The organism is Lacisediminihabitans sp. (assembly GCF_036569425.1).
In the GTDB taxonomy this organism is placed as follows: Bacteria; Actinomycetota; Actinomycetes; order Actinomycetales; family Microbacteriaceae; genus Lacisediminihabitans.
Genome location: NZ_DATCQQ010000021.1, coordinates 15,384 through 36,764, shown reverse-complemented (window position 1 = coordinate 36,764; position 21,381 = coordinate 15,384). Strand labels below are relative to the sequence as shown.

Sequence of the window (21,381 nt, the reverse complement as noted above, 5' to 3'; positions counted from 1 at the left end):
CCTCGCAGGTGCTCCGCGCGCTTGAGGCGCGGGGCTTCGTGACGCGCTCGCCGCATCCGGGAGACAAGCGGGCGGTGCTCGTGAGCGTCAAGGCAGAGGGCATTGCGCTGGCCAACCGGGCGAATGCGACGGTCGAGGCGTGCGATGCGCGGTTCTTCGCCCCGCTCGGGGCGTCAGCGGCGTCGTTCGGTGCTGGCCTCGCGGTGCTCGCGCGCGCTTAGCCGCCGGCCAGTCCGTCGCCCCTCCCGGGCCGCTCTCGGCCCGCCCCGGTAATTGTGCCCGTTTGACACGAGTGTGCCCGGTCGACCGGGCACAAACCCGACAAGAGGGCACACTTACGCAAGTGGGCGACCTGACGAGGCCGTCCTAGCTCGCCTGCTCCTGCTTCACACGCTGGCCCACGACGGCGCTGATGCCGTCGGCGCGCATCGAGACGCCGTAGAGCGCATCCGCGATCTCCATGGTGCGCTTCTGGTGCGTGATGATGATGAGCTGCGACGACTCCCGCAGGTCTTCGAAGATGGTGAGCAGGCGGCCGAGGTTGGCGTCGTCGAGGGCCGCCTCCACCTCATCCATGATGTAGAACGGGCTGGGCCGCGCCTTGAAGATCGCGATGAGCAGCGCGACGGCCGCGAGGGACCGCTCACCGCCGCTCAGCAGCGACAGTCGCTCGATCTTCTTGCCGGCCGGCTTCACGGTGACCTCGATGCCGGTCGTGAGCAGGTTGTCCGGATCGGTGAGGTGGATGCTGCCGGTGCCGCCCGGGAACAACACGGGGAAGACCGCGTTGAACGCGGTTCTCGTGTCTTCGAACGCGCTCGCGAAGATGTCCTGCATCTTCTCGTCGATCTCGTCGATGATCGTGAGCAGGTCCTTGCGCGTCGAGGTGAGGTCGGTGAGCTGCTCGGTGAGGAACTTGTGCCGCTGCTCCAGCGCGGCGAACTCCTCGAGCGCGAGCGGGTTCACCCGGCCGAGCTGCGCGAACTTGCGCTCCGCCCTCGCCAGCCGCGCTTCCTGCTCGGCCCGCACGAATCGCTTGCCCTCGGGCATCGCCCCCGCGCCGTCCGACTCGCGTTCCGACGCGCGTTCCGACTCGCGTTCCGACTCGCGTTTCTCCGGAGCATCCGCCAATTCCGACCCGGATTTGGCCATTTCGGCCCCATTTGCGCTCTCCGCGACCGAAACCTCCGGAGAAACGCGTGGCGGCAAAATGACAGTATCGAGCGGCACGAGCTGCTCCGGGCCGTACTCGGCCACGAGCACGTCCTCGACGAGGCCGAGCTCCTCGCCGGCGCGCTCGAGCAGCGTCGAGAGGTGCAGCTTCTTCTCGTAGACCTGCATCTCGAGGCCGTGCACGCTCTCGCTGATGGCGGTGAGCCGCTCCCGCAACGCGTTCTCGCTGCGGCGCAGCTCGGCGAGCTCCTCGTTCTGGGCTGCGCGCTCGGCCTCGCGGGCGGCGAGTTCGAGACGAGCCTGGGACACCGAGCGGTCGACGGAGTCGAGCACCGCCGGGAGGGCCTCGAGCACCCGCTGGGCGGAGGCGACCTGGCGTCGGCGGATCACGGCGCGGCGGGCGGCCTCCTCGGCCTGCACCCGATCCGCTTCCATCTGGCGCTTCAGCTGTTCCGCCCTCGCCTGCTGGGCGCGCACCCGCTCCCGCGCGGTCTCCACCTGCAGTCGCGCCTCGATCTCGTTCTCCCGCGCCGACTCCAGGTCGGCGAGCACGCCCTCGCGTGCCGCGACATCGAGGATGGGGCGGGGGCGGGATGAAGCCGTCTCCAGTTCCTGGCGAGCCCGGTCGGCCTGGGCGGCGGCATCCGCCACCGCGTCGGTCGCCAGGGCCAGGCCCTTCTCGAGCCGGTCGGCCTCCGCCTGGGCGGCCTCGACCTGCACGCGCACGCGGTTGAGGTTCTCGGTCTGGGCGGCGAGCTGCGAGTCGAACTGGCGCAGGGCGGTGAGGGCGCGCGCAGACTGCTCCTTCGCCACCTGGTGACGCCCCCGCTGCTCGGCGAGCGCGAACTTGGCGCGGTCGATGAGGGAGTTCACCTCCTCGAGCCGGTGCTTCGCCGCATCGCGGTCCGCGACGAGTTCGAGCCGCGAACGCTTGGCTCCCGAGCCGCCGCGCAGCACGTATTCAGACAGGACGTCGCCGGACTTCGTGATGATCGTGACGGCCGAGCCCGCGGCGAGACTGGTCCACGCGACGCGCGCCGTGGCGAGGTCGTCGGCGATGAGGATGCCGCTGAGCAGGCGCCGCACGCCGTCCGGCGCGGTGGCGACGCTCTCGGCGGTGACGATGCCGTTGCCGAGGTCGCGCGCGGCCGCGGTTGGCGCCGCCGACTCCGCGATCACGATCTCGACACGCCCGTAGTCGTTGCTGCCGGAGTGCTCGATCGCGTCGAACGCCGACGAGCGATCGTCGGCGAGCACGGCGTCGGCGAGCGAGCCGAGTGCGGCCGCAATGGCGGCCTCGAACCCGGGCTGAACCTGCACGTGTTCGGCGACGAGACCGCGGATGCCGGCGAGCCGCGCGGAGACGAGGGCGCTCGAGCCGTCCTTCTGGTCGAGGGCCGACGACAGCGCGCTCGTGCGGGCGGCGAGGGCGTCGCGTTCGCGTTCGTGGCCGTGCAGTTGTTCGCGCAGGCGCTCGATCTCGGCCTCGGCATCCAGAACCTCGGCCTGTGCCGTCTCGTATGCGGCGTCGAGGTCGGTCTCGCCGGAGTCGGTGAGCGCCGCTTCGGCCTCGAGTTCGACAAACGAGGCCTGGGACTTCTCCCGCCGGTCACGGGCCGCGTCGAGCGCGTTCTGCTGGCGGAGCACTTCCCCGCGCACCGCAGCGAGGCGGGACAGCGCGGTGTCGGCCTGGCCGTTGAGCTTCGACATCTCGAGGTCGTGCCGGGAGACGAGGGAGGACTGGTAGGCGATCTGCTCGTCGAGCCCGTCGAGGTTGGCGCGCGCGACGGCGGTCGCGGCCTGGGTCTCCTGCCAGGCGGCCTGCGTGTCGGTGACCGCGGAGAGGAGGCTCTCGATCTCGTCTTCGGCGTCGGCCACCATTTGGCGGGTGACGCCCTGGCCGGCATCCGGCGCGTCCGTCTGCTGCCCGAGCAGGGCGAGGCGCTGATTGGCGAGCGTGTAGAGGCTGCGCAGCCGTTCCTGCACCGATTCGAGGCCGAAGGCGGTGCGGCGCGCGAGATCGACGGCATCGCCCTCCTGCGACTGCTCGATGCGGTGCTCGCGCAGCTTGTTCTGGTCGAGCTGTTCCTGCAGCACGATCCGCTCGGTCTTGCGTTCGCTCTCGCTGCGGGCGGACGCGGTGATGGCGGCACGGAGCGTGACGACCTCGTCGGCGAGCAGTCGCGCGCGGGCATCCCGCACGATCGAGGCGATCGATTGCGCCTCCTTGGCGATCTCGGCCTGGTGGCCGAGCGGCTTGAGCTGGCGGCGGATCTCCCCGGCGAGGTCGCTCAGCCGGGTGAGGTTGGCCTGCATGGCGTCGAGCTTGCGGATGGTCTTCTCTTTGCGACGACGATGCTTGAGGATGCCCGCCGCCTCCTCGATGAAACCGCGGCGGTCCTCGGGGCTCGCGTGCAGCACGGCGTCGAGCTGGCCCTGCCCCACGATCACGTGCATCTCCCGGCCGAGGCCGGAGTCGCTCAGCAGCTCCTGTACGTCGAGCAGGCGGCAGGTGTCGCCGTTGATCGCGTACTCGCTGCCGCCGTTGCGGAACAGGGTGCGGCTGATCGTGACCTCGGCGTAGTCGATCGGCAGCGCGCCATCCGCGTTGTCGATCGTGAGGATCACCTCGGCCCGGCCGAGCGGGCCCTTGGTTGCCGTGCCGGCGAAGATGACGTCTTCCATCTTGCCGCCGCGGAGCGTCTTGGCGCCCTGCTCCCCCATGACCCAGGCGAGGGCGTCGACGACGTTGGACTTGCCGGAGCCGTTCGGTCCGACGACGCACGTCACGCCCTGCTCGAACGCGAAGGTCGTGGACTGGGCGAACGACTTGAACCCCTTGAGGGTAAGGCTCTTGAGATACACCGGCCAGCCCTCTCCGACGCCCCAGAAACGTCTGGGTCTACGGTACCGGACGGCGGCGGGTCTCCCCGGCAGGCACGGCCCGGCGGAGGGGTGGTTCCCGCGGTCGGTGGACTCGTTGCGCGGTGCCGCCGGGAAGGCAAGACTTGAGAAATGCACGCGCGGCGCGAGGAAGAGCTGAGGACGGTGCCGGTGGCGGAGCTCGCCGGCTACCTCACCGAGCGATCGGGACTCCCGGGCCCCCGCGGCAACCTGGAACTCGCCGACGGCTTCGCCGCGGTCGCCGACCGCGAGACGATCCTGCGGTTCGCCCACCTCGACGACGAATACCTGCGCTTCTGCGGCACGGAGGCGGTCGGCCGCCTCGTCGTTGCCGAGCCGGGGAATGCCCCGCTCGGATCGCTGCTGCGGGAGCGGGCCTCCGACCCCCTCTGGCGTGTGCGCGAGGCCTCGGCGCGCGCCCTGCAGCTCATCGGCGACGCCCAGCCCGACCGGCTGCGGGAGATTGTCGCGGACTGGCTGACGGATGCGGACGGCTACGTCCGCCGGGCCGCCGTCGCCGGAATCTGCGAGCCCCGGCTCCTCGCCGACCCCGCGACGGCGACCGTCGCGCTCGACGCGTGCTCGAGCGCGACCGACTGGATCGGCTCGCTGCCCGCCGACCGGCGCACGGACCCGGCGGTGCGCAATCTGCGGCAGGCGCTCGGGTACTGCTGGAGCGTCGCCGTCGCCCCGGCACCGGCCGCCGGGTTGGCCGCATTCGACGGACTGCGCGCGGTCGACGACTCGGACATCCGCTGGATCGTCGCCTCCAATCTCACCAAGGCGCGGCTGCGCCGGGTTCTCGAGACGGAGGAGCCGTGACCGAGCGCCCGATCGACGGACTGCGCATCCCCGCATCCATCGTTTCCCCCGATGCGGCCGACTTCATCGAGATGACGCGGGTTCGCAACGACATCGAGGCCGAGGGGGCCGGCAACTACGACCTCGCATACGAGCCGACCGAACTGCTGCCCAGCTGGCAGAACACCGACTACGAGCCACGGCGGCTGTTCGTCGCACGCCTCGACGGCCGGATCGTGGGGCGCGGGCACTACGAGACGACCGCGAGCGACGAGTCGACCACCGCGTGGCTCACCGTGGTGGTCCTGCCGACGGTGCGCCGACGTGGCATCGGGGCCGCAATGTACGAGCGAATCGAGTCGCTCGCCGCCGAGGAGGGGCGCACGGTGCTACAGGCGTACATCATGGACACGGCCGACTTCCCCGGAGAGCGCATCCCCTCCCCGACCGGGTTCGGCTCCGTCTCGCGGGGCAGCCCAGGCTCCCGGTTCGCACTCGCCCGCAGCTTCGCGCTCGGGCAGGTCGAGCGGGTGAACCGCCTCGCGCTGCCGACCGCGCCCGGCGAGCTCGAGCGGCACCTCGGCGCGGCGTAGGCCGTCGCCGGCGCGGACTACCGGCACGTGTACTGGTCGGGTCGAACGCCGGCCGACCGGCTCGACGACATCGCCCTCCTCCGCACGCGCATGGGCACCGATGCGCCGACGGCCGGTCTCGACCCGGACTCGACGCCGTGGGATGCCGCCCGCGTCGCGCACTGGGACGAGCGCCTGGAGTCCAGCCCGCGAGTGCTCATCACCGCGGCGGTGGAGCACGCTCCCACCCGTCGGCTCGCGGCGTTCGCCGAGCTCTCCGTGCCGCCGGAGCCGACTCGGCCGGTCGAACAGCAGGACACCCTCGTGCTGAGCGAACATCGCGGCCGCCGACTCGGGATGCTCGCCAAGGCGGCCAATCTGGTGCGCCTGCAGCGGGACCATCCAGGGCATCCGAGCGTCACGACCTTCAACGCCGAGGAGAACCGGCACATGCTGTCGGTGAACGAGGCGGGGGGATTCGTGGCCGTCGACTACGAGGGCGCCCGGCGGAAGACGTTCGAGACGCCCTGAGCCGCGTTCGGGGAGCCCCGTGTTCGGGGAATGTAAGGGCGCGCCGTCGGTTCCCGGATTGTGGCCGCCGATCCGCTTGAATGATCACATGGGCGAGTCGGACCAGAGGGGCCAGTCGCGGGGCCTCGTCGTGATCGTCGAAGACGAACGCGCGATCGCCGACCTCGAACGTCTCTACCTCGCCGAGGCGGGTTTCGGCGTGCACGTGGAGGGCGACGGGGAGGCCGGGCTCGCGAGCATCCGACGCCTGCGTCCCGTGGCGATCGTGCTCGACGTGGGCCTGCCCGGCATCGACGGCATCGAGATCTGCCGCCGGCTCCGCGCCGCCGACGACTGGACCCCCGTCATCTTCGTCACCGCCAGGGACGACGAGGTCGACCGCGTCCTCGGCCTGGAGCTCGGCGCCGACGACTACCTCACCAAGCCGTTCTCCCCGCGGGAGCTCGTGGTGCGAATCAAGACCATCCTGCGCCGGCACGACGGGCCGGCGGCCGGGCGGATGCTCACCGTGGGAGCGATCGTGCTCGACCCGCTTCGGCGGCGGGTCGAGGCATCCGGGCTGCCGATCACGCTCACGAGCACCGAGTTCGACCTGCTCGCCAAGCTCATGAGCTCGCCGGGGCAGGTCTTCACCCGCGAACAGCTGCTGTCGTCGGTGTGGGGCCAGGCCGACTACGGTCTCGGGCGCACGGTCGATGTCCACGTGGCTCAGCTACGGTCCAAGCTCGGCGAGGCGAGCCCCATCGTCACGTCCCGCGGCGTGGGCTACTCGGTGTCGACATGAGGGCGTACCTCCGTTCGCTGCGCGGCCGCATCACCCTCGTCACGGTGAGCGTCGCGATGCTCGCCGTTCTCGCCACGGGCCTCATCTCCCTGCAACTCGTGCGGGTGTCGACCATCAACGAGGCGAAGTCCCAGCTGGCCGCCCAGGCCGACGTGCTGAGTAAGCTTCGCGCGGCCGCCACCATCACCGACCTGAGCGATCGGGTGAAACTCGCCCTCGGCGACACGGATGTCGCGCTCGTGCGCAGGAACGGGCAGGTGGTCGGCGGAGCTGCCGCCTACATCGACGCGGCGATGGTGCGGAGACTGCTGCGCGGGAATCCGGTGTCCACGGTGCGGCGCACCGACGGCGAGACGGTGGTGATCGAGGGCCGGACGACGCCGTCCGGGGCCGCGATCGTGCTCGTGCGCTCGCAGGCGAGCCTCGAGCGCGCGACCCGGCAGACGGGCAGTCGCATCCTGATCGCCCTCCTCGTGGGGATCGTTCTCGCGGTGATCGCCGGGGCCCTGCTCGCCCGGTGGATCGCGAAGCCGCTCGTGACGACCGCGGCGACGGCGCGAAGGATGGCCGCCGGCGAACGCGGCCTGCCGATTACCGCGCACCGTCCGACCGAGATCGCGGATGTGGCGGATGCCCTCGCGAGTCTCGACCATGCCCTCACCACGAGCGAGGGCCGGCAGCGGGAGTTCCTGCTGTCGATCTCGCACGAACTGCGCACACCGCTCACGGCCGTGCGCGGGTACGGGGAGGCGATGACCGACGGTCTCATCCACGAGGCGGACATCGCCTCGGTGGGGGCGACGCTCGTCGCGGAGACCGAGCGTCTCGACCGGTTTGTGGCCGACCTGCTCGAGCTGGCCAGGCTCGAGGCCGACGACTTCGTGATCCACCGTCAGGCGCTCGACGTCGCCGCCCTGCTCGACGAGGCGGGCCAGGCCTGGCTTGGCCGCTGCGCGACCCTCGGCGTGGTGCTGGGGGTAACCGCCGACCACGCGACGATCGTCACCGACGGCCGGCGGGTGCGCCAGGTGCTCGACGGGCTGGTCGAGAACGCGCTCCGGGTGACCCCGGTCGGCGCCGGGGTGCAGCTGCGCGCCAGGGCGGAGGGGACGGATGTCGTGCTCGAGGTGCGCGACGGAGGCCCCGGCCTGAGCGCCGACGACCTGCGGGTCGCCTTCGAACGTGGGGCGCTGCACGCGCGGTATCGCGACATCCGCCCGGTCGGCACCGGGCTCGGGCTCTCGATCGCCTCGCGGCTGGTGTCCCGGCTGGGCGGAAGCATCGTCGCGGGAAACGCGCCGGGCGGCGGCGCGGTCTTCACCGTGCGCCTCCCCGCGGCGTAGGGACTGCCCTCAGGCGGCCTCGCGCCGTCGCCCTGCCCCGCCCTGCCCCGCCCTGCCCCGCCGTCGCCCTGCCGTCGCCCTGCCGTCATCCCGTCCCTGTCGCCCTCTCGGCCTCTCCCGTCATCCCGTCCCTGTCGTCCTCTCGGCCTCTCCCGTCATCCCGTCCCCCGTGTGCATAACTCAGGCTGTTTCGTGGCAGAGCCGCTCGCAGCCCCCGGATCCACGCGGATCACCGGGCACCGCCAGCCAAACAGCCTGAGTTATGCACACGGGCGGCGGGGGAAAGGCGCAGGCGACGCGGCCGGGCCGCGGTCAGCGCAGGCGCTGGCAGAAGGCGCAGAGGTGCGAGTTGCGGTTCATGAACGACTCCCGCACGATCGGCCGGCCGCAGCGCGGGCACTCCTCGCCCTGCCGCCCGTACGCGTTGAGCGAGTGCGAGAAGTAGCCGGACGCCCCGTTCACGTTCACGTATTGGGCGTCGAAGCTCGTGCCGCCCTCCGCGAGGGCCTTGCCGAGCACGAGCCGCACCTCGGCGAGGAGGGTGCGCGCGCGGGCGCGGCTCAGCGTGGCCGTCGGCTGGTCGTAGTGGATGCGGGCAGCCCAGAGGGACTCGTCCGCGTAGATGTTGCCGACCCCGCTGATGAGGGCCTGGTCGAGCAGCGCGCGCTTGATGCCGGTCTTGCGTTTCGCGAGCGCCGCGAAGAACTGCGCGTCGGAGAATGCCGGGTCGAGCGGGTCGCGGGCGATGTGGGACACCTGGCGGGGCACCAGCGCCGCCTCGTCGCCGAACCCGCCCGGGCGACCGTCCGGCGTGCGCACGAGGTCGTCGATCGCCATCGATCCGAAGATCCGCTGGTCGACGAAATCGACGCGCAACGGGCCGAGCCGGTCGTGGTCCAGATCCAGTCGGATGCGCAGGAGCGCGTCATCCGGTTGTCCGACATCGCGCAGCAGCACCTGCCCGCTCATGCCGAGGTGCACCACGAGCGCCTCCGCGCCCACCGAAAACGCAGGAGATTCTTCGCCAACGGCGGCATGCGGGCGCGATGGGGCCGTTTCGTGGCGAATCTCCTGCGTTTTCGGGGCGGCGGCAACCGCGGGAGCAGCGGCAGCAGCGGCAGCGGCAGCGGCAGCGGCGGCGGCGGCAACCACCGGAGCGGCAGCGGCGGCAGCGGCGGCAGCGGCGGGATAGGCGAGAGCCGCGGGATAGGCGAGAGCCGCGGGATCGGGGCGCGCAGACAGCGGCAGCCAGAGGAACTTGCCGCGGCGAACCGCGCCGGTGATCACGCGTCCGGTGAGCCGATCGACGAAGTCTTCGCTCGGGCCGTCGTGGCGTCGCAGCGAGCGTCCGTCAAAGACGGTCACGGAGCGAACGGTCGCGCCGGTGACTGCCGGCTCGAGGCCGGCACGAACGACCTCGACCTCCGGGAGCTCCGGCACGCTCAGTCGGACAGCGACAGGGCGGTCCAGGCGTCGAGCGCCGCCGCCATTTCCGCTTGCTTCTTGCTCGTGCCGTCACCCTCAGCCACGTCGACGCCGCCGAGAGACACGGTCGCGTGGAACCGCTTCGAGTGATCCGGCCCGCTGTCCGTCACCTCGTAGTGCGGGAGGCCCCGGCCGGTTCGGGCCGCCAGCTCCTGCAGGCTCGTCTTGGGGTCCATCGCCGCGCCGAACCGCGCCGGGTTGGTGAACAGTGGACGGATGAGCCGCAGCACGAGCTCCGTGGCCGCCTCACCGCCGGCGTCGATGTACGCGGCGCCGATCACGGCTTCCACCGTGTCGGCGAGAATCGACGACTTGTCGCGACCCCCGGTGAGCTCTTCGCCGCGGCCGAGACGGATGTGCCTGCCGAGCCCGATGGCGCGGGCCACCTCGGCGAGCGCGACTGAACTCACGAGGCTCGCCCGACGCTTGGCGAGTTCACCCTCGTCGAGGTCGGGGTTCTCCCGAAACAGCATGACCGTGACGGCCTGGCCGAGAATCGAGTCGCCAAGGAACTCGAGGCGCTCGTTGTGTGCGACGCCACCGTGCTCGTACGCGTACGACCGGTGCGTCAGGGCGAGCTCGAGTAGGTCCGAGCTGACGCTCACGGCGAGGAACTCGACGAGTTCGCCCCGTGTTTCGCTAGTGCCCGGCATCGATCGCTCCGTCAGAGCAAGCGAGTGGACTAAACGTCCGCGACCTTGCGACCCTTGTACTCCATGTACAGCGGGGCGCCGGTGGAGTCTTCGACAACCTTCGCGCGGTGCGGGAGGCTGTACGTGGTCTTGCCGCCTTCGACGGTCTTGACCAGGGTCGGCGGGGTGGCCTTCCACTGGGCGCGACGCGCACGGGTGCTGGCGCGTGACATCTTGCGCTTCGGAACTGCCATGACTATCTCTTTTCTCTACTCGACGCCGCTTGCAGCATCGGTTACATCTGGGGTGGTGGTGTCTGCCAAGTCACCGAGCGCAGCCCACCGTGGATCGATGGGAGCCTCGTGCTCGTGGCCCGGGTTGTCGAGTAGTCGCACCCCACACTGCGGGCACAGACCGAGGCAATCTTCTTGACAGACCGGTTGGAACGGCAGTGAAAGCACCACCGCATCCCTGACTACGGGTTCGAGGTCAATCGTGTCCTCGTGAACCTCGTATTCAAAAGCTTCGTCTGAAGAATACGCGAAAAGCTCCTGGATTTCGACCTGAAGGGGTTGTTCGATGTCGATCAGGCACCGACCGCACTCGCCGGCGGCCGTTCCCTCGATGTCCGCGCTCACCAGAATGCCGTCGTGGAGGGACTCCATGCGCAGGTCGATTCGCAGCTCGCTGCCCTGTTTCACGCCGATCATGGCGTTGCCGAAGGACTCGGGCACGATCACGTCGAGCGCACGCTCACGCATCTCGCCCGGGCGGTGCATGAGGTCGTACACATCGACGGTGTATGGGGTCTTGATCACGTGAGGCACCCAACGAGTTTACGCGAGCGGCGGGCCCAACCTCCGTCCCTTCCGAAATCCATGCAATCCGGGATGACACGCCGACCAGCGGCGCATCCAGACGGCGTGTCGCCGGAATCGCATGGATTTCGGAAAGGGGGGCCGGGTCACTCGACCGCGGTGAACGCCTCGTCGTAAATCTCGAGGGCGCGAGCCACCTCATCCGCCGTCACGACGCACGGCGGCACGACGTGGATGCGGTTGTCCGCCGCGAACGGCAGCAGCCCGCGCGACATGAGCTCGCCCTTGAGTCGCGCGATGACGGCGCCGGAGACCGGCTTGCGGGTGTCGGGGTCGTCGACGAGGTCGAGGGCCCAGAAGACGCCGAGACCGCGCACCTCGCCGATCATCGGATGCTTGCGCGCCAGCTCCGCGAGCCCGGGCTCGAGGTGGTCGCTGCCGATCGCGCGGGCGTGGTCGATGATCCCCTCGTCGTCCATCGCGTCGATTGACGCGACGATCGACGCCATGGCGAGCGGATGCCCCGAGTAGGTGAGCCCGCCGGGGAACACGACGTCGTCGAACGCGTTGGCGATCGACTCCGAGATGATCACCCCACCGGTCGGCACGTAGCCGGAGTTGACGCCCTTCGCGAAGGTGACGAGGTCGGGCTTCCAGCTGCCCTCCTCGCGCGAGAATCCCTGCCAGGAGAACCACTCGCCGGTGCGGCCGAAGCCGGACATCACCTCGTCGAGGATGAGCAGGATGCCGTACTTGTCCGCGAGCGCCCGCACGCCTTCGAGGTAGCCGGGCGGCGGCACGAGCACGCCCGCCGTGCCCGGGATTCCCTCGAGCAGGATCGCCGCGATCGTGGACTGGCCCTCTGACACGATCATGCGCTCCAGGTGGTGCAGCGCACGCTCGCACTCCTGCTCCGGCGAATCCGACCAGAACTCCGAGCGGTAGGCGAACGGCCCGAAGAAGTGCACGTGCCCGCGGGCGAACTCATTGGGCATCCGTCGCCAGTCCCCCGTCGCCACGATCGCCGCTCCCGTGTTGCCGTGGTACGACCGGTACTGCGAGAGCACCTTGTCGCGTCCGGTCACGAGCCGCGCCATGCGGATGGCGTTCTCGTTCGCATCCGCACCACCGTTGGTGAAGAAGACCTTGCTGAACGGTCGGCCGGCCTTGGCCAGGATGCGCTTGGCCGCCTCGCCACGCGCGAGGTTCGCATGGGCCGGCGCGACCATCGTGAGGGTGTCGGCCTGCGCCTTGATGGCGGCGACGACCTTCGGATGCTGGTGCCCGATGTTCATGTTCACGAGCTGGCTCGAGAAGTCGAGATAGTGATTGCCGTCGAAGTCCCAGACGGTGGAGGCGAGCCCCCCGGCGATCACGAAGGGCTTCAGCGACCCCTGTGCCGACCAGGAGTGGAAGACGTGGGACCGGTCCAGGTCGTAGGCGAGTTCGCCGGCCGCGGGGTCGAGAGTGTTCATGGCTGCCTTTGTGAGCGGTGCGGGGGCCGAAGACGGCCCCCGCACCAGACTAGTGAGTTGTTACTTGCCACCCTCGGCGAGAGTGACGTCGATGGGCTTGAAGTTCGCGCCGGTCGTGTCGAGGTTCTCGGACTTGAGTTCGCCGAGCGCCTTCTTGATGTAGGTGTTGGTGTACGCGTCGGAGTCCGGCGCCTTGGTGATCACGGTCGAGCCCTCGAGGTTCTTCGCGTCCATGGCGACCCCGACGGTGCGCTTCCAGTCGGCGGCGTTGATCACCCCGATGCCGTCCGGGGACGGCCAGATGAGCTTGTTGACCTCGTTGGTCTGCCAGAGCTGGTGGCTCGTGCCAAGCTTCGTGCCGTAGGAGACCACGACGTCCGCGGCCTTCTGCGGGTTGTCCCTGGCGTAGATCCAGCCCTTGATCACGGCCTTGAGGAACTTGACCGTCGTGGCCTGGTACGCCTTGTCGCTGGAGAGTTTCGCGGTGTTGGCCCAGATCGCGTCCTGGAGCATCGCCGTTCCCTCCTTGTTCCAGTTGATCACGTTGAGGTCGCTCGCCTTGTAGAGCGCGCCCGTCGCCGGGTTCTTCGTCTCCAGGATCTGCGCGTACTCGTTGTAGACCATGGCCTGCGCGGCGTCGATGTCGCCGGAGAGCAGCGCGCTCTCGTCGAAGTTCTGCTGCACGAGGGTCACGTCCTTGGCCGGGTCGAGCTTCGCCTTGGTCATGCCGGCGAACAGCTCGAACTCGTTGCCGAAGCCCCAGTTGCCCACCTTCTTGCCCGTGAGGTCGGCGGCACTCGTGATGTTCGCCTTCTTCATCGACACCTGGAGGGTTCCCGAGCGCTGGTAGATCTGGCCGACGTCGGTGATGCCGGCGCCCTGCTCGCGGGACGCGAGTGCCTTCGGCACCCAGGCAATCGCGAAGTCGGCCTGGTTGTTGGCGAGGACGGTCTGCGGCACGATGTCCGTTCCGCCCTCGAGGATGGTGACGTCGAGTCCCTCATCCTTGAAGTAGCCCTGTTTGAGCGCCGCGTAGTACCCGGCGAACTGCGCCTGGGCGAACCACTGCAGCTGCAGCTTCACCGGGGTGAGCGCCCCGGAGGACGCACTGGCCGAACTGGAGGGTGTGGAAGTGGAGCATGCGCTGAGCAAAAGGGCGGCGGTTGCGGCCATCGCCGCAGCGCCGAGCACGACTCGTCTGCTGTGTTTCATTCGATCTCTCCTTGGATGTGATGGAAGGTGCTGGAAGGTGCAGGTGCTGGAAGGTGCAGGTGCTGATGGAACGTTGTGGTGCTTTCTTTCTGGTGCCCCCTGGCCCCGTCGGCAGGGTGACGCTGTGGGAGGTCAGGTTCGCCGGCGCGAGGCCAGCCTCTCGAGGATCAGGGTGACGCCGTAGAACACGACACCGAGCAGGACCGCGGCGAACACGTAGGCCCAGGCCCGCGGGTACGCGCTGTTGGCCGCAGCGGACGTGATGCGCGAGCCGAGTCCGTTCTGGAGGCCGCCGAAGTACTCGGCGACGATCGCCGAGATCACCGCGAGCGACGACGCGATGTTGAGGCCGGTGAAGACGTACGGCAGGGCCCCGGGAATGGTCACGGTGCGGGAGATCTGCCAGTTGGATGCCGCGTAGGCCCGCATGAGGTCGCGGTGCACCGGCTTCACCTGGCGCAGCCCGCGCACGGTGTTGATGAAGACCGGCACGAACACGACGATCGCCACGATCACCCGCCGCGGGGTCTCGCTCGTCGCACCGAACATGCTGCCGAGGATGGGCGCGAGCGCCACGATCGGCACGACGGCGACGGCCGCCACGAGTGGGGCGATGAGCTCGTCGACGACGGGAATGCGGGAGGCGAGCAGCGCGAAGAGGATGGCGACGACGGCGCCGATGACGAGGCCGACGAGGGCGTTCGTGCCGGTCGCGACCGTGGCCGGCACGAAGAGCGGCCCGATGAGCTGCACCTGCGCCCAGATCGCGAGCGGCGACGGGAGCAGGTAGGGCTGGATGCCCGCGAGCTGCACCACGAGCTGCCACGCGATCAGCGCGAGCACCCCGAACAGCACGGGCGGCAGCACCCGGCGCACGAGCACGGAGTTCATCGGGACTCCACCCCGCGCACCGAGGAGGCGGCCGTGGACGTTGCAGGCGCGCCGTGCAGTGCCTCCCGCACCGCGGTGACCCCGGCGAAGAACCTCGAGTCTTCGCGCAGCAGTTCGCCGCGGTCATCGCCGAGGGACACGGGGACGATCTCGCGGATGCGGCCGGGGCGCGGGCTCATCACCACCACGCGGTCGCTCAGGAACACCGCCTCGGGGATGGAGTGGGTCACGAACACGACGGCCGCTCCGGTCTCGGCGCAGATGCGAACGAGTTCGGACTGCATCCGCTCCCTCGTCATCTCGTCGAGCGCGCCGAACGGCTCGTCCATGAGCAGCAGTCGCGGCTTCTCGGCGAGGGACCTCGCGATGGCCACGCGCTGCTGCATCCCGCCGGAGAGTTGCTCGGGATACTTGTCGCCGAAGTCGGACAGCCCGACGAGGGAGAGCAGTTCCGCCACCCGGTCCCGGCGCTCGCGCGCCCCGAAGCGGTGCAGGACGAGGGGCAGCTCGATGTTCGCGGCGACCGAACGCCACGGAAGGAGGCCGGCGCTCTGGAACGCGATGCCGTAGTCCTGGTCGATGCGCGCCTGGCGGGCGGTCTTGCCGAATACCGACACCGTGCCGGCCGTCGGCTCGTCGAGGTCCCCGATGAGGCGGAGGAGGGTGGACTTGCCGCACCCGGAGGGGCCGATGAGGGAGACGAATTCGCCGGGCGAGACGGTGAGGCTCACGTCGTCCAGGGCGACGACGGTGCCGTCACCCTGGCTCCGGGCGGCGCGCTTCGACGCCGTTCCCGCGAAGGTCTTCGTGACGCCGACGATCTCCACGGCGAGCTGGCTGGAGTCAGTCATGACTGGGTCTCGTTCCTTCGGTAGCGGCTGAGCGCGAGGCCCATGATGGAGACGATCCCCGCGGCCGCGAGCCCCATGAGCACCGCTCCTGCGATCGGCGAGTACGCCTTGGCCGGATCGCTCGAGCCGGACTGCGCGAACTCGATGATGAGCCGGCCGATGCCGCCCTCGGTGCCGGTCGACACCTCGGCCACGACGGTGCCGATGATGGCGCTCGCGGCGCCAAGCCTCAAGGCCGGCAACAGGTAGGGCACGCTCGCCGGCACCCTCAGGTAGAACAGGGTCTTCCACCAGCCGGCCGCGTAGCTGTGCATGAGCTCGGTGTGCGCGACCTCGGGCGATTGGAACCCGCGGAGGGCACCGATCGCCACCGGGAAGAACGCGAGGTAGCTCGCGATCACGGCCACCGACATCCAGCGCTGCCAGCTGAAGCTGCCGAACTGCAGCTGGCCGCCCCAGGTGACCACGAGCGGGGCGAGCGCGATGAGCGGCACGGTCTGGCTGAGCACGAGCCACGGCAGAACCGCCGCCTCCGCGACGCGGAAGCGGAGCATCACGAGCGCGAGGCCGATGCCCACCACCGCACCGATGAGCAGCCCGAGGAACGCGGTACCGAGGCTCGACACGCAGCCAAGCAGCACGATCAGCCAGACCGGCTGCGAGTCGGCGGCGGAGGTGAGCGGCTGGGCCGCCCGCGCGAGCATGGCGCCGAGGTGCGGCATCGAGATGTCGTCGGTGCGCGGAAGCAGGAGCACTCCCCCGACACCCCAGCCGGCGAGTGGCCCGAAATTCTTGTAGAGCTCCCAGGCCAGGGCGAGCAGCAGCACGCCCGCCGTTCCGAGCGCAATCGCGCGCGTTCGCCTGCCCGCCGTGCGCCTCATGCGGCCTCTCCGGTCACGCCTTGGCCACGATCTGTTCGCGCATGGCCGGCATCACGGTCTCGCCGTACACCCGAAGCGTCTCTTCCTTGTTGTCGTGCTGCAGGTAGCCGGCGAACTGGTCGACGCCGAGCTCCTTGAGCGCGCCGAGCTTGGCAATGTGGTCGCTCGCGCTGCCGAGCAGGCAGAACCGGTCGACGATGTCGTCCGGCACGAAGGCGGCGTGGGTGTTGCCGCTTCGACCGTGCTGGTTGTAGTCGTAGCCCTCACGCGCCTTGATGTAGTCGGTGAGCGCCGCGGGCACCGACGACGACTCGCCGTACTTCGCCACGATGTCGGCCACATGATTGCCGACCATGCCGCCGAACCAGCGGCACTGGTCGCGCATGTGCGTCCAGTCGTCGCCGATGTACATCGGCGCCGCGACGCAGAACTTGACGGCGGCCGGGTCGCGCCCCGCCTTCTCGGCCGCGTCGCGAACGGTCTTGATCATCCACTCCGCGATGTCGAGGTCGGCGAGCTGCAGGATGAATCCGTCCCCCACCTCCCCGGCGAGCTTGAGGGCGAGCGGACCGTAGGCGGCCACCCACACCTCGAGCTCCGAGCCGTGGCTCCAGGGAAACTGCAGCTGCGCTCCGTTGTACTCGACCGACCGCGAGTTCGACAGTTCGCGGATCACGTGGATCGCCTCGCGCAGTGCCTTGAGCGTCGTCGGCGCCCCGTTCGTCACGCGCACCGCCGAGTCGCCGCGCCCGATGCCGCAGATGGTGCGGTTGCCGTACATCTCGTTGAGCGTCGCGTAGAGGGAGGCCGTCACCGTCCAGTCGCGCGTGGCCGGGTTCGTGACCATGGGTCCGACCTTGATCCGGTGCGTCTCGGCCAGGATCTGGCTGTAGATCACGTACGGCTCCTGCCAGAGCAGGTGCGAGTCGAACGTCCACACGTACTCGAATCCGTGCTGCTCCGCGAGCTTGGCGAGATGCACCGTGCGGGACGCCGGCGGGTTGGTCTGGAGTACTGCTCCGAATTCCATGGTCAGTTCGCCGATCCGGGCCGAAGCGTGCAATCTGTGCCAACATGTCGGCCCCGATTGCACGCAACGACCCCAGTAGTGGTTGTTCTCATCAGATCAAGTACTGCGAGAGGCCGCGCTTGAAGTACTTTCCGTCGCCCTTCGCTCCGAGGTACCGGTTGTCGTCGACGATGACTTTGCCGCGAGAGATCACGGTGTCGACGTGCCCGTCGATCTCGAAGCCCTCCCAGGCGGAGTAGTCCATGTTCATGTGGTGGGTCTTGGCTCGACCCGCTTCAGGCATCCCGATCGACGTGTGCCCGTTGGGGTCGTAGATCACGACGTCGCCGTCCGCGCCCGGCTGGATCACGCCCTTCTTGCCGTACATGCCGAACATGCGGGCGGGGGTCGTGGAGGTCACCTCCACCCAGCGCTCGAGCGAGATCTTCTTGTCGACCACGCCCTGGTAGAGCAGGTCCATGCGGTGTTCGACCGAGCCGATGCCGTTCGGAATCTTCGAGAAGTCCCCGAGCCCCATATCCTTCTGGCCCTTCATGCAGAACGGGCAGTGGTCGGTGGAGACCATCTGGATGTCGTTGGTGCGCAGCGCCTGCCACATGTGGTGCTGGTGGCCCTCCTTGCGCGACCGCAGCGGGGTGGAGCACACCCACTTGGCGCCCTCGAAGTCGCCCCACTCCTCGCCCTGGGCGCCGAGCTGCTCCTCGAGCGACAGGTACAGGTACTGGGGGCAGGTCTCGCCGAACACGTTCTGGCCGTTGTCGCGCGCGGCAGCGATCTGGTCGACGGCCTGCCTGGCGCTCACGTGCACGACGTAGAGGGGGGCGCCAGTGAGGTTGGCGAGCATGATGGCGCGGTGGGTGGCCTCCTCCTCCGCCTGCCACGGGCGGGTGAGGCCGTGGTAGAGCGGCGAGGTGTTGCCCGCGGCTACCGCCTGCTGCACCAGCAGGTCGATCACGCTGCCGTTCTCCGCGTGCATCATGATCATCGAGCCGTTGGTGGCCGCCTTCTGCATTGCCTTGGTGATCTGGCCGTCATCCGAGAGGAAGACGCCCTTGTATGCCATGAACAGCTTGAAGCTCGACACGCCCTCGGCGAGCAGTTCGTCCATGGCCACGAGCGACGAGTCCTGCACGTCGCTGAGGATCTGGTGGAAGCCGTAGTCGATCGCGCAATTGCCCGCGGCCTTCTGGTGCCAGAGGTGGTACTGGTCGAGGATGTTCTCGCCCGCGTACTGCACGACGAAGTCGACGATGGATGTCGTGCCGCCCCACGCGGCGGCGCGCGTTCCCGTCTCGAAGGTGTCGCTCGCGTTCGTGCCGCCGAACGGCATCTCCATGTGCGTGTGCGCGTCGATCCCGCCGGGGATCACGTACTTGCCGCGCGCGTCGATCACGGTGTCGACGTTCGCCTCGACGTCGAAGCCGAGCAGGCTCGAACCGGGAGCGAGCACCGCGGCGATCGTCTCCCCGTCGATGAGCACGTCGGCCGTGGCTGTGCCGGTCGAGTTGACGACCGTGCCGTTCCTGATCAGGGTCTTCATTGCGATTCTCCCCCGCCGCTCTACGGCGCCACCGTGGCGGTGTACGACTCCGGACGGCGATCCCGGTAGAACTGCCAGGCGTTGCGCACCTCGCGCAGCACGTCGAGGTCGAGGTCGCGAATCACGATCTCGGTCCTGTCGGTGCTCGCGACATCCCCCACGAAGTTGCCGCGCGGGTCGACGAAGTACGAGCTGCCATAGAAGGTGACGGCGTCATCGCCGAACTCCTCCGTCTCCGTGCCGATCCGGTTGTTGGCCCCGATGAAGTACTGGTTCGCCGCCGCCGCGGCCGGCTGCTCGAGCTCCCACAGTCGGTTGGAGAGGCCGGGCTTGGTGGCAGAGGGGTTGAAGACGATCTGCGCGCCGCCCAGGCCGAGCTCGCGCCACCCCTCCGGGAAGTGCCGGTCGTAGCAGATGTACACGCCGACCTTGCCGACGGCGGTGTCGAAGACGGGGTAGCCGAGGTTGCCGGGGCGGAAGTAGAACTTCTCCCAGAACTGCGGGAGGTTCGGGATGTGGTGCTTACGGTACTTGCCGAGCATCGTGCCGTCGGCGTCGATCACGACTGCCGTGTTGTAGTACACGCCCGGCATGTCCTCCTCGTAGATCGGCAGCACGATCACGAGCTTCAGCTCCTTGGCGAGGGCCTGGAAGCGCTCGACCGTCGGGCCGGGGATCGACTCGGCGTAGTCGTAGTACTTCGTGTCCTCGATGATTCCGAAGTACGGCCCGTAGAAGAGCTCCTGGAAGCAGATGATCTGCGCGCCCTGCGCGGCGGCATCCCGCGCGAACTGTTCGTGCTTGGCGATCATGGATTCCTTGTCGCCGGTCCATGTGGTTTGGGTGAGCGCTGCACGTACGACAGTCATCGGGGCCTCCATTGCCATCTTCGTTTTGTTATTGTGCGCCGTAAACATTTCCCATATGTTTCTCTGTGTGACGTTGGCGTAAACATAGAGGCGAATCGGAATCAGATCAATGGTTGAGCGCAAGGACGTGTCGTGACGGCCATCGCGCGAGCCGTCGAGGAGGCGTCGCCGCACGGCATCGCCGCGGCGGTCGCCCGCCTCATCACCTCCGGCGACCTCGCCCCCGGCGACCGGCTGCCGACCGTGCGGGGACTCGCCGCCGACCTCGGAGTCAGCCCGGCGACGGTGAGCCACGCGTGGCAGGCGCTGTCGAGCGTCGGCCTCATCATCTCGCGCGGTCGAAGCGGGAGCTTCGTGATGGCTACCCCGCGCAAGTGGCTCCCCCCACGGTTCCAGGGCCTCGCCAGCCAGCTCGAGGCCACGCGGCTCGACCTCTCCACCGGAACCCCGGATCCGGCGCTCCTCCCGGCGCTCGGCCCGGCGCTCTCCCGAGTGTCGATGCGCGCCGGCACCGTGAGCTACCTCGACCAGCCCGTGATCCCTGAGCTCGAGTCGATCCTGCGCTCGACCTGGTCGCACGAGGTCGAGGCGGTGACCGTGGTCGACGGCGCGCTCGACGCGATCTCCCGCGCGATGGAGATCACGGTTCGTTTCGGCGACCGCGTAGTGGTGGAGGATCCGGGCTTTCCGCCCATCTTCGACCTGCTCGACCACTTCGGCGCCGTGCGGGTTCCCGTCGGGCTCGACGCCGACGGGATGCGCCCGGACCTGCTCGAGGAGGCGCTCACGCTGCGGCCGACCGTGATCATCCTGCAGCCGCGGGCCCAGAACCCCACCGGCCGGTCGCTGACGAAGGCGCGGGCCGAGGAACTCGCCCGCGTCGTGATGCGCAGCCGCCACGCGAGCGACGCCATCATCATCGAGGACGACCACTCCGGCGAGATCGCGGCGACGAGGGATGTGAGCCTCGGAGCGTGGCTTCCCGACCAGGTCATCCACATCCGCAGCTTCTCCAAGTCCCACGGCCCCGACCTGCGGATTGCGGCGGTCGGCGGCAACACCGAGATCATCGAGCAGCTCGTGGCGCGTCGAATCCTTGGACCGGGCTGGACCTCGCGGATGCTGCAGACGATCCTGCACGACCTGCTCACCGACTCCACCTCGGTCTCCGAGGTGAACGACGCGCGCCGCGTCTACCGCGCGCGCCAGCGCAAGCTGTCGGAGGCGCTCGGCCGGGAGGGCCTCACGGTCGCCCCCGCCGACGGCATCAACACCTGGCTGCCCGTCGCGGACGAGCGCACCGCGGTCGTGCGGCTCGCGGCGGCCGGAATCCGCGTGGCGGCCGGCACCCCGTTCCAGGCCGGCCAGGCCGGGCAGGGTAGCCTCGCCGCCCCCGGCGGACACTTCGTGCGCGTGACGGCGGGTCTGGTTCGCGACGACTTCGACTCCGTCGCCGCCAGTCTCGCGTCGGCGGCGTGGTCGTAGTTCCGCACGGAGCGGTCGCGCACAACCCTCGCGCCTCACCGCGGCGCAAAACTGCCGCACCAACCCTCGTGCCTAGCCCCCGCGCCCAGCCCTCGCGCCTTGTC

General features: G+C 69.3%; 20 protein-coding genes. 7 read left to right on the top strand and 13 right to left on the bottom strand.

All coding sequences use genetic code 11. From position 1 onward, the window contains the following. A partial coding sequence (locus VIM54_RS04205; protein ID WP_331899410.1) for a MarR family transcriptional regulator occupies positions 1–221 on the top strand: 221 nt, incomplete at its 5' end. A gap of 145 nt (positions 222–366) precedes the next feature. Here VIM54_RS04205 and VIM54_RS04200 read toward each other — a convergent pair. Beyond that, complete coding sequence (locus VIM54_RS04200) at positions 367–4,038, bottom strand: AAA family ATPase (protein ID WP_331899408.1); 3,672 nt, start codon at positions 4,036–4,038, stop codon at positions 367–369. A 150-nt stretch (positions 4,039–4,188) separates the two neighbouring features. Here VIM54_RS04200 and VIM54_RS04195 point away from each other — a divergent pair, with 150 nt between their 5' ends. The 5 genes from VIM54_RS04195 to VIM54_RS04175 all read left to right on the top strand — a co-directional run bounded on the left by VIM54_RS04195 (position 4,189) and on the right by VIM54_RS04175 (position 8,108). Next, positions 4,189–4,899 (top strand): HEAT repeat domain-containing protein, encoded by a 711-nt coding sequence (locus tag VIM54_RS04195; protein ID WP_331899407.1) that lies wholly within the window; start codon positions 4,189–4,191, stop codon positions 4,897–4,899. Then, positions 4,896–5,471: a GNAT family N-acetyltransferase gene (locus tag VIM54_RS04190; protein WP_331899406.1), complete on the top strand. Its 576-nt coding sequence runs from the start codon at positions 4,896–4,898 to the stop codon at positions 5,469–5,471. The genes VIM54_RS04195 and VIM54_RS04190 overlap by 4 nt, the downstream gene beginning before the upstream one ends. A 27-nt stretch (positions 5,472–5,498) precedes the next feature. Further along, positions 5,499–5,981, top strand: a complete 483-nt coding sequence (locus VIM54_RS04185; protein ID WP_331899405.1) for a hypothetical protein — start codon at positions 5,499–5,501, stop codon at positions 5,979–5,981. 88 nt (positions 5,982–6,069) lie between these two features. Next, positions 6,070–6,765, top strand: coding sequence for a response regulator transcription factor (locus VIM54_RS04180; RefSeq protein WP_331899403.1), 696 nt, complete (start codon positions 6,070–6,072; stop codon positions 6,763–6,765). Further along, positions 6,762–8,108: a HAMP domain-containing sensor histidine kinase gene (locus VIM54_RS04175; protein ID WP_331899401.1), complete on the top strand. Its 1,347-nt coding sequence runs from the start codon at positions 6,762–6,764 to the stop codon at positions 8,106–8,108. Before VIM54_RS04180 ends, VIM54_RS04175 begins: the two co-directional genes overlap by 4 nt. Before the next feature lie 312 nt (positions 8,109–8,420). On the opposite strand, the gene mutM is transcribed toward VIM54_RS04175, so the two are convergent. The 12 genes from mutM to VIM54_RS04115 form a co-directional block, all read right to left on the bottom strand. After that, positions 8,421–9,548 (bottom strand): bifunctional DNA-formamidopyrimidine glycosylase/DNA-(apurinic or apyrimidinic site) lyase, encoded by a 1,128-nt coding sequence (mutM, locus tag VIM54_RS04170; protein WP_331899399.1) that lies wholly within the window; start codon positions 9,546–9,548, stop codon positions 8,421–8,423. A 2-nt stretch (positions 9,549–9,550) separates the two neighbouring features. Further along, on the bottom strand, positions 9,551–10,246 hold the full coding sequence (gene rnc, locus VIM54_RS04165) for a ribonuclease III (RefSeq protein ID WP_331899397.1): 696 nt from the start codon (positions 10,244–10,246) through the stop codon (positions 9,551–9,553). A 29-nt stretch (positions 10,247–10,275) separates the two neighbouring features. Beyond that, positions 10,276–10,479, bottom strand: a complete 204-nt coding sequence (gene rpmF / locus VIM54_RS04160) for a 50S ribosomal protein L32 (protein ID WP_147783905.1) — start codon at positions 10,477–10,479, stop codon at positions 10,276–10,278. Positions 10,480–10,494: 15 nt separating this feature from the next. After that, positions 10,495–11,043: a DUF177 domain-containing protein gene (locus tag VIM54_RS04155; RefSeq protein WP_331899394.1), complete on the bottom strand. Its 549-nt coding sequence runs from the start codon at positions 11,041–11,043 to the stop codon at positions 10,495–10,497. 146 nt (positions 11,044–11,189) lie between these two features. After that, entirely contained in the window at positions 11,190–12,518 is a 1,329-nt protein-coding gene (locus VIM54_RS04150) for an aspartate aminotransferase family protein (protein ID WP_331899392.1), read from the bottom strand. A 60-nt stretch (positions 12,519–12,578) separates the two neighbouring features. Further along, positions 12,579–13,730 (bottom strand): ABC transporter substrate-binding protein, encoded by a 1,152-nt coding sequence (locus VIM54_RS04145; protein ID WP_331899390.1) that lies wholly within the window; start codon positions 13,728–13,730, stop codon positions 12,579–12,581. A gap of 132 nt (positions 13,731–13,862) precedes the next feature. After that, positions 13,863–14,621: an ABC transporter permease gene (locus VIM54_RS04140; protein ID WP_331899388.1), complete on the bottom strand. Its 759-nt coding sequence runs from the start codon at positions 14,619–14,621 to the stop codon at positions 13,863–13,865. Continuing rightward, positions 14,618–15,472, bottom strand: a complete 855-nt coding sequence (locus VIM54_RS04135; RefSeq protein ID WP_331899387.1) for an ABC transporter ATP-binding protein — start codon at positions 15,470–15,472, stop codon at positions 14,618–14,620. The genes VIM54_RS04140 and VIM54_RS04135 overlap by 4 nt, the downstream gene beginning before the upstream one ends. Further along, complete coding sequence (locus VIM54_RS04130; RefSeq protein WP_331899386.1) at positions 15,469–16,353, bottom strand: ABC transporter permease; 885 nt, start codon at positions 16,351–16,353, stop codon at positions 15,469–15,471. The genes VIM54_RS04135 and VIM54_RS04130 overlap by 4 nt, the downstream gene beginning before the upstream one ends. Before the next feature lie 13 nt (positions 16,354–16,366). Continuing rightward, entirely contained in the window at positions 16,367–17,383 is a 1,017-nt protein-coding gene (locus VIM54_RS04125; protein WP_331899385.1) for a TIGR03842 family LLM class F420-dependent oxidoreductase, read from the bottom strand. Positions 17,384–17,474: 91 nt separating this feature from the next. Continuing rightward, complete coding sequence (hydA, locus tag VIM54_RS04120; protein ID WP_331899384.1) at positions 17,475–18,923, bottom strand: dihydropyrimidinase; 1,449 nt, start codon at positions 18,921–18,923, stop codon at positions 17,475–17,477. A gap of 20 nt (positions 18,924–18,943) precedes the next feature. After that, positions 18,944–19,792, bottom strand: coding sequence for a nitrilase-related carbon-nitrogen hydrolase (locus VIM54_RS04115; protein ID WP_331899383.1), 849 nt, complete (start codon positions 19,790–19,792; stop codon positions 18,944–18,946). A 132-nt stretch (positions 19,793–19,924) separates the two neighbouring features. Between VIM54_RS04115 and VIM54_RS04110 the strand changes: the two genes are divergently transcribed. Beyond that, positions 19,925–21,277, top strand: a complete 1,353-nt coding sequence (locus tag VIM54_RS04110) for an aminotransferase class I/II-fold pyridoxal phosphate-dependent enzyme (protein WP_331899382.1) — start codon at positions 19,925–19,927, stop codon at positions 21,275–21,277. The last annotated feature ends 104 nt before the right edge of the window (positions 21,278–21,381 follow it).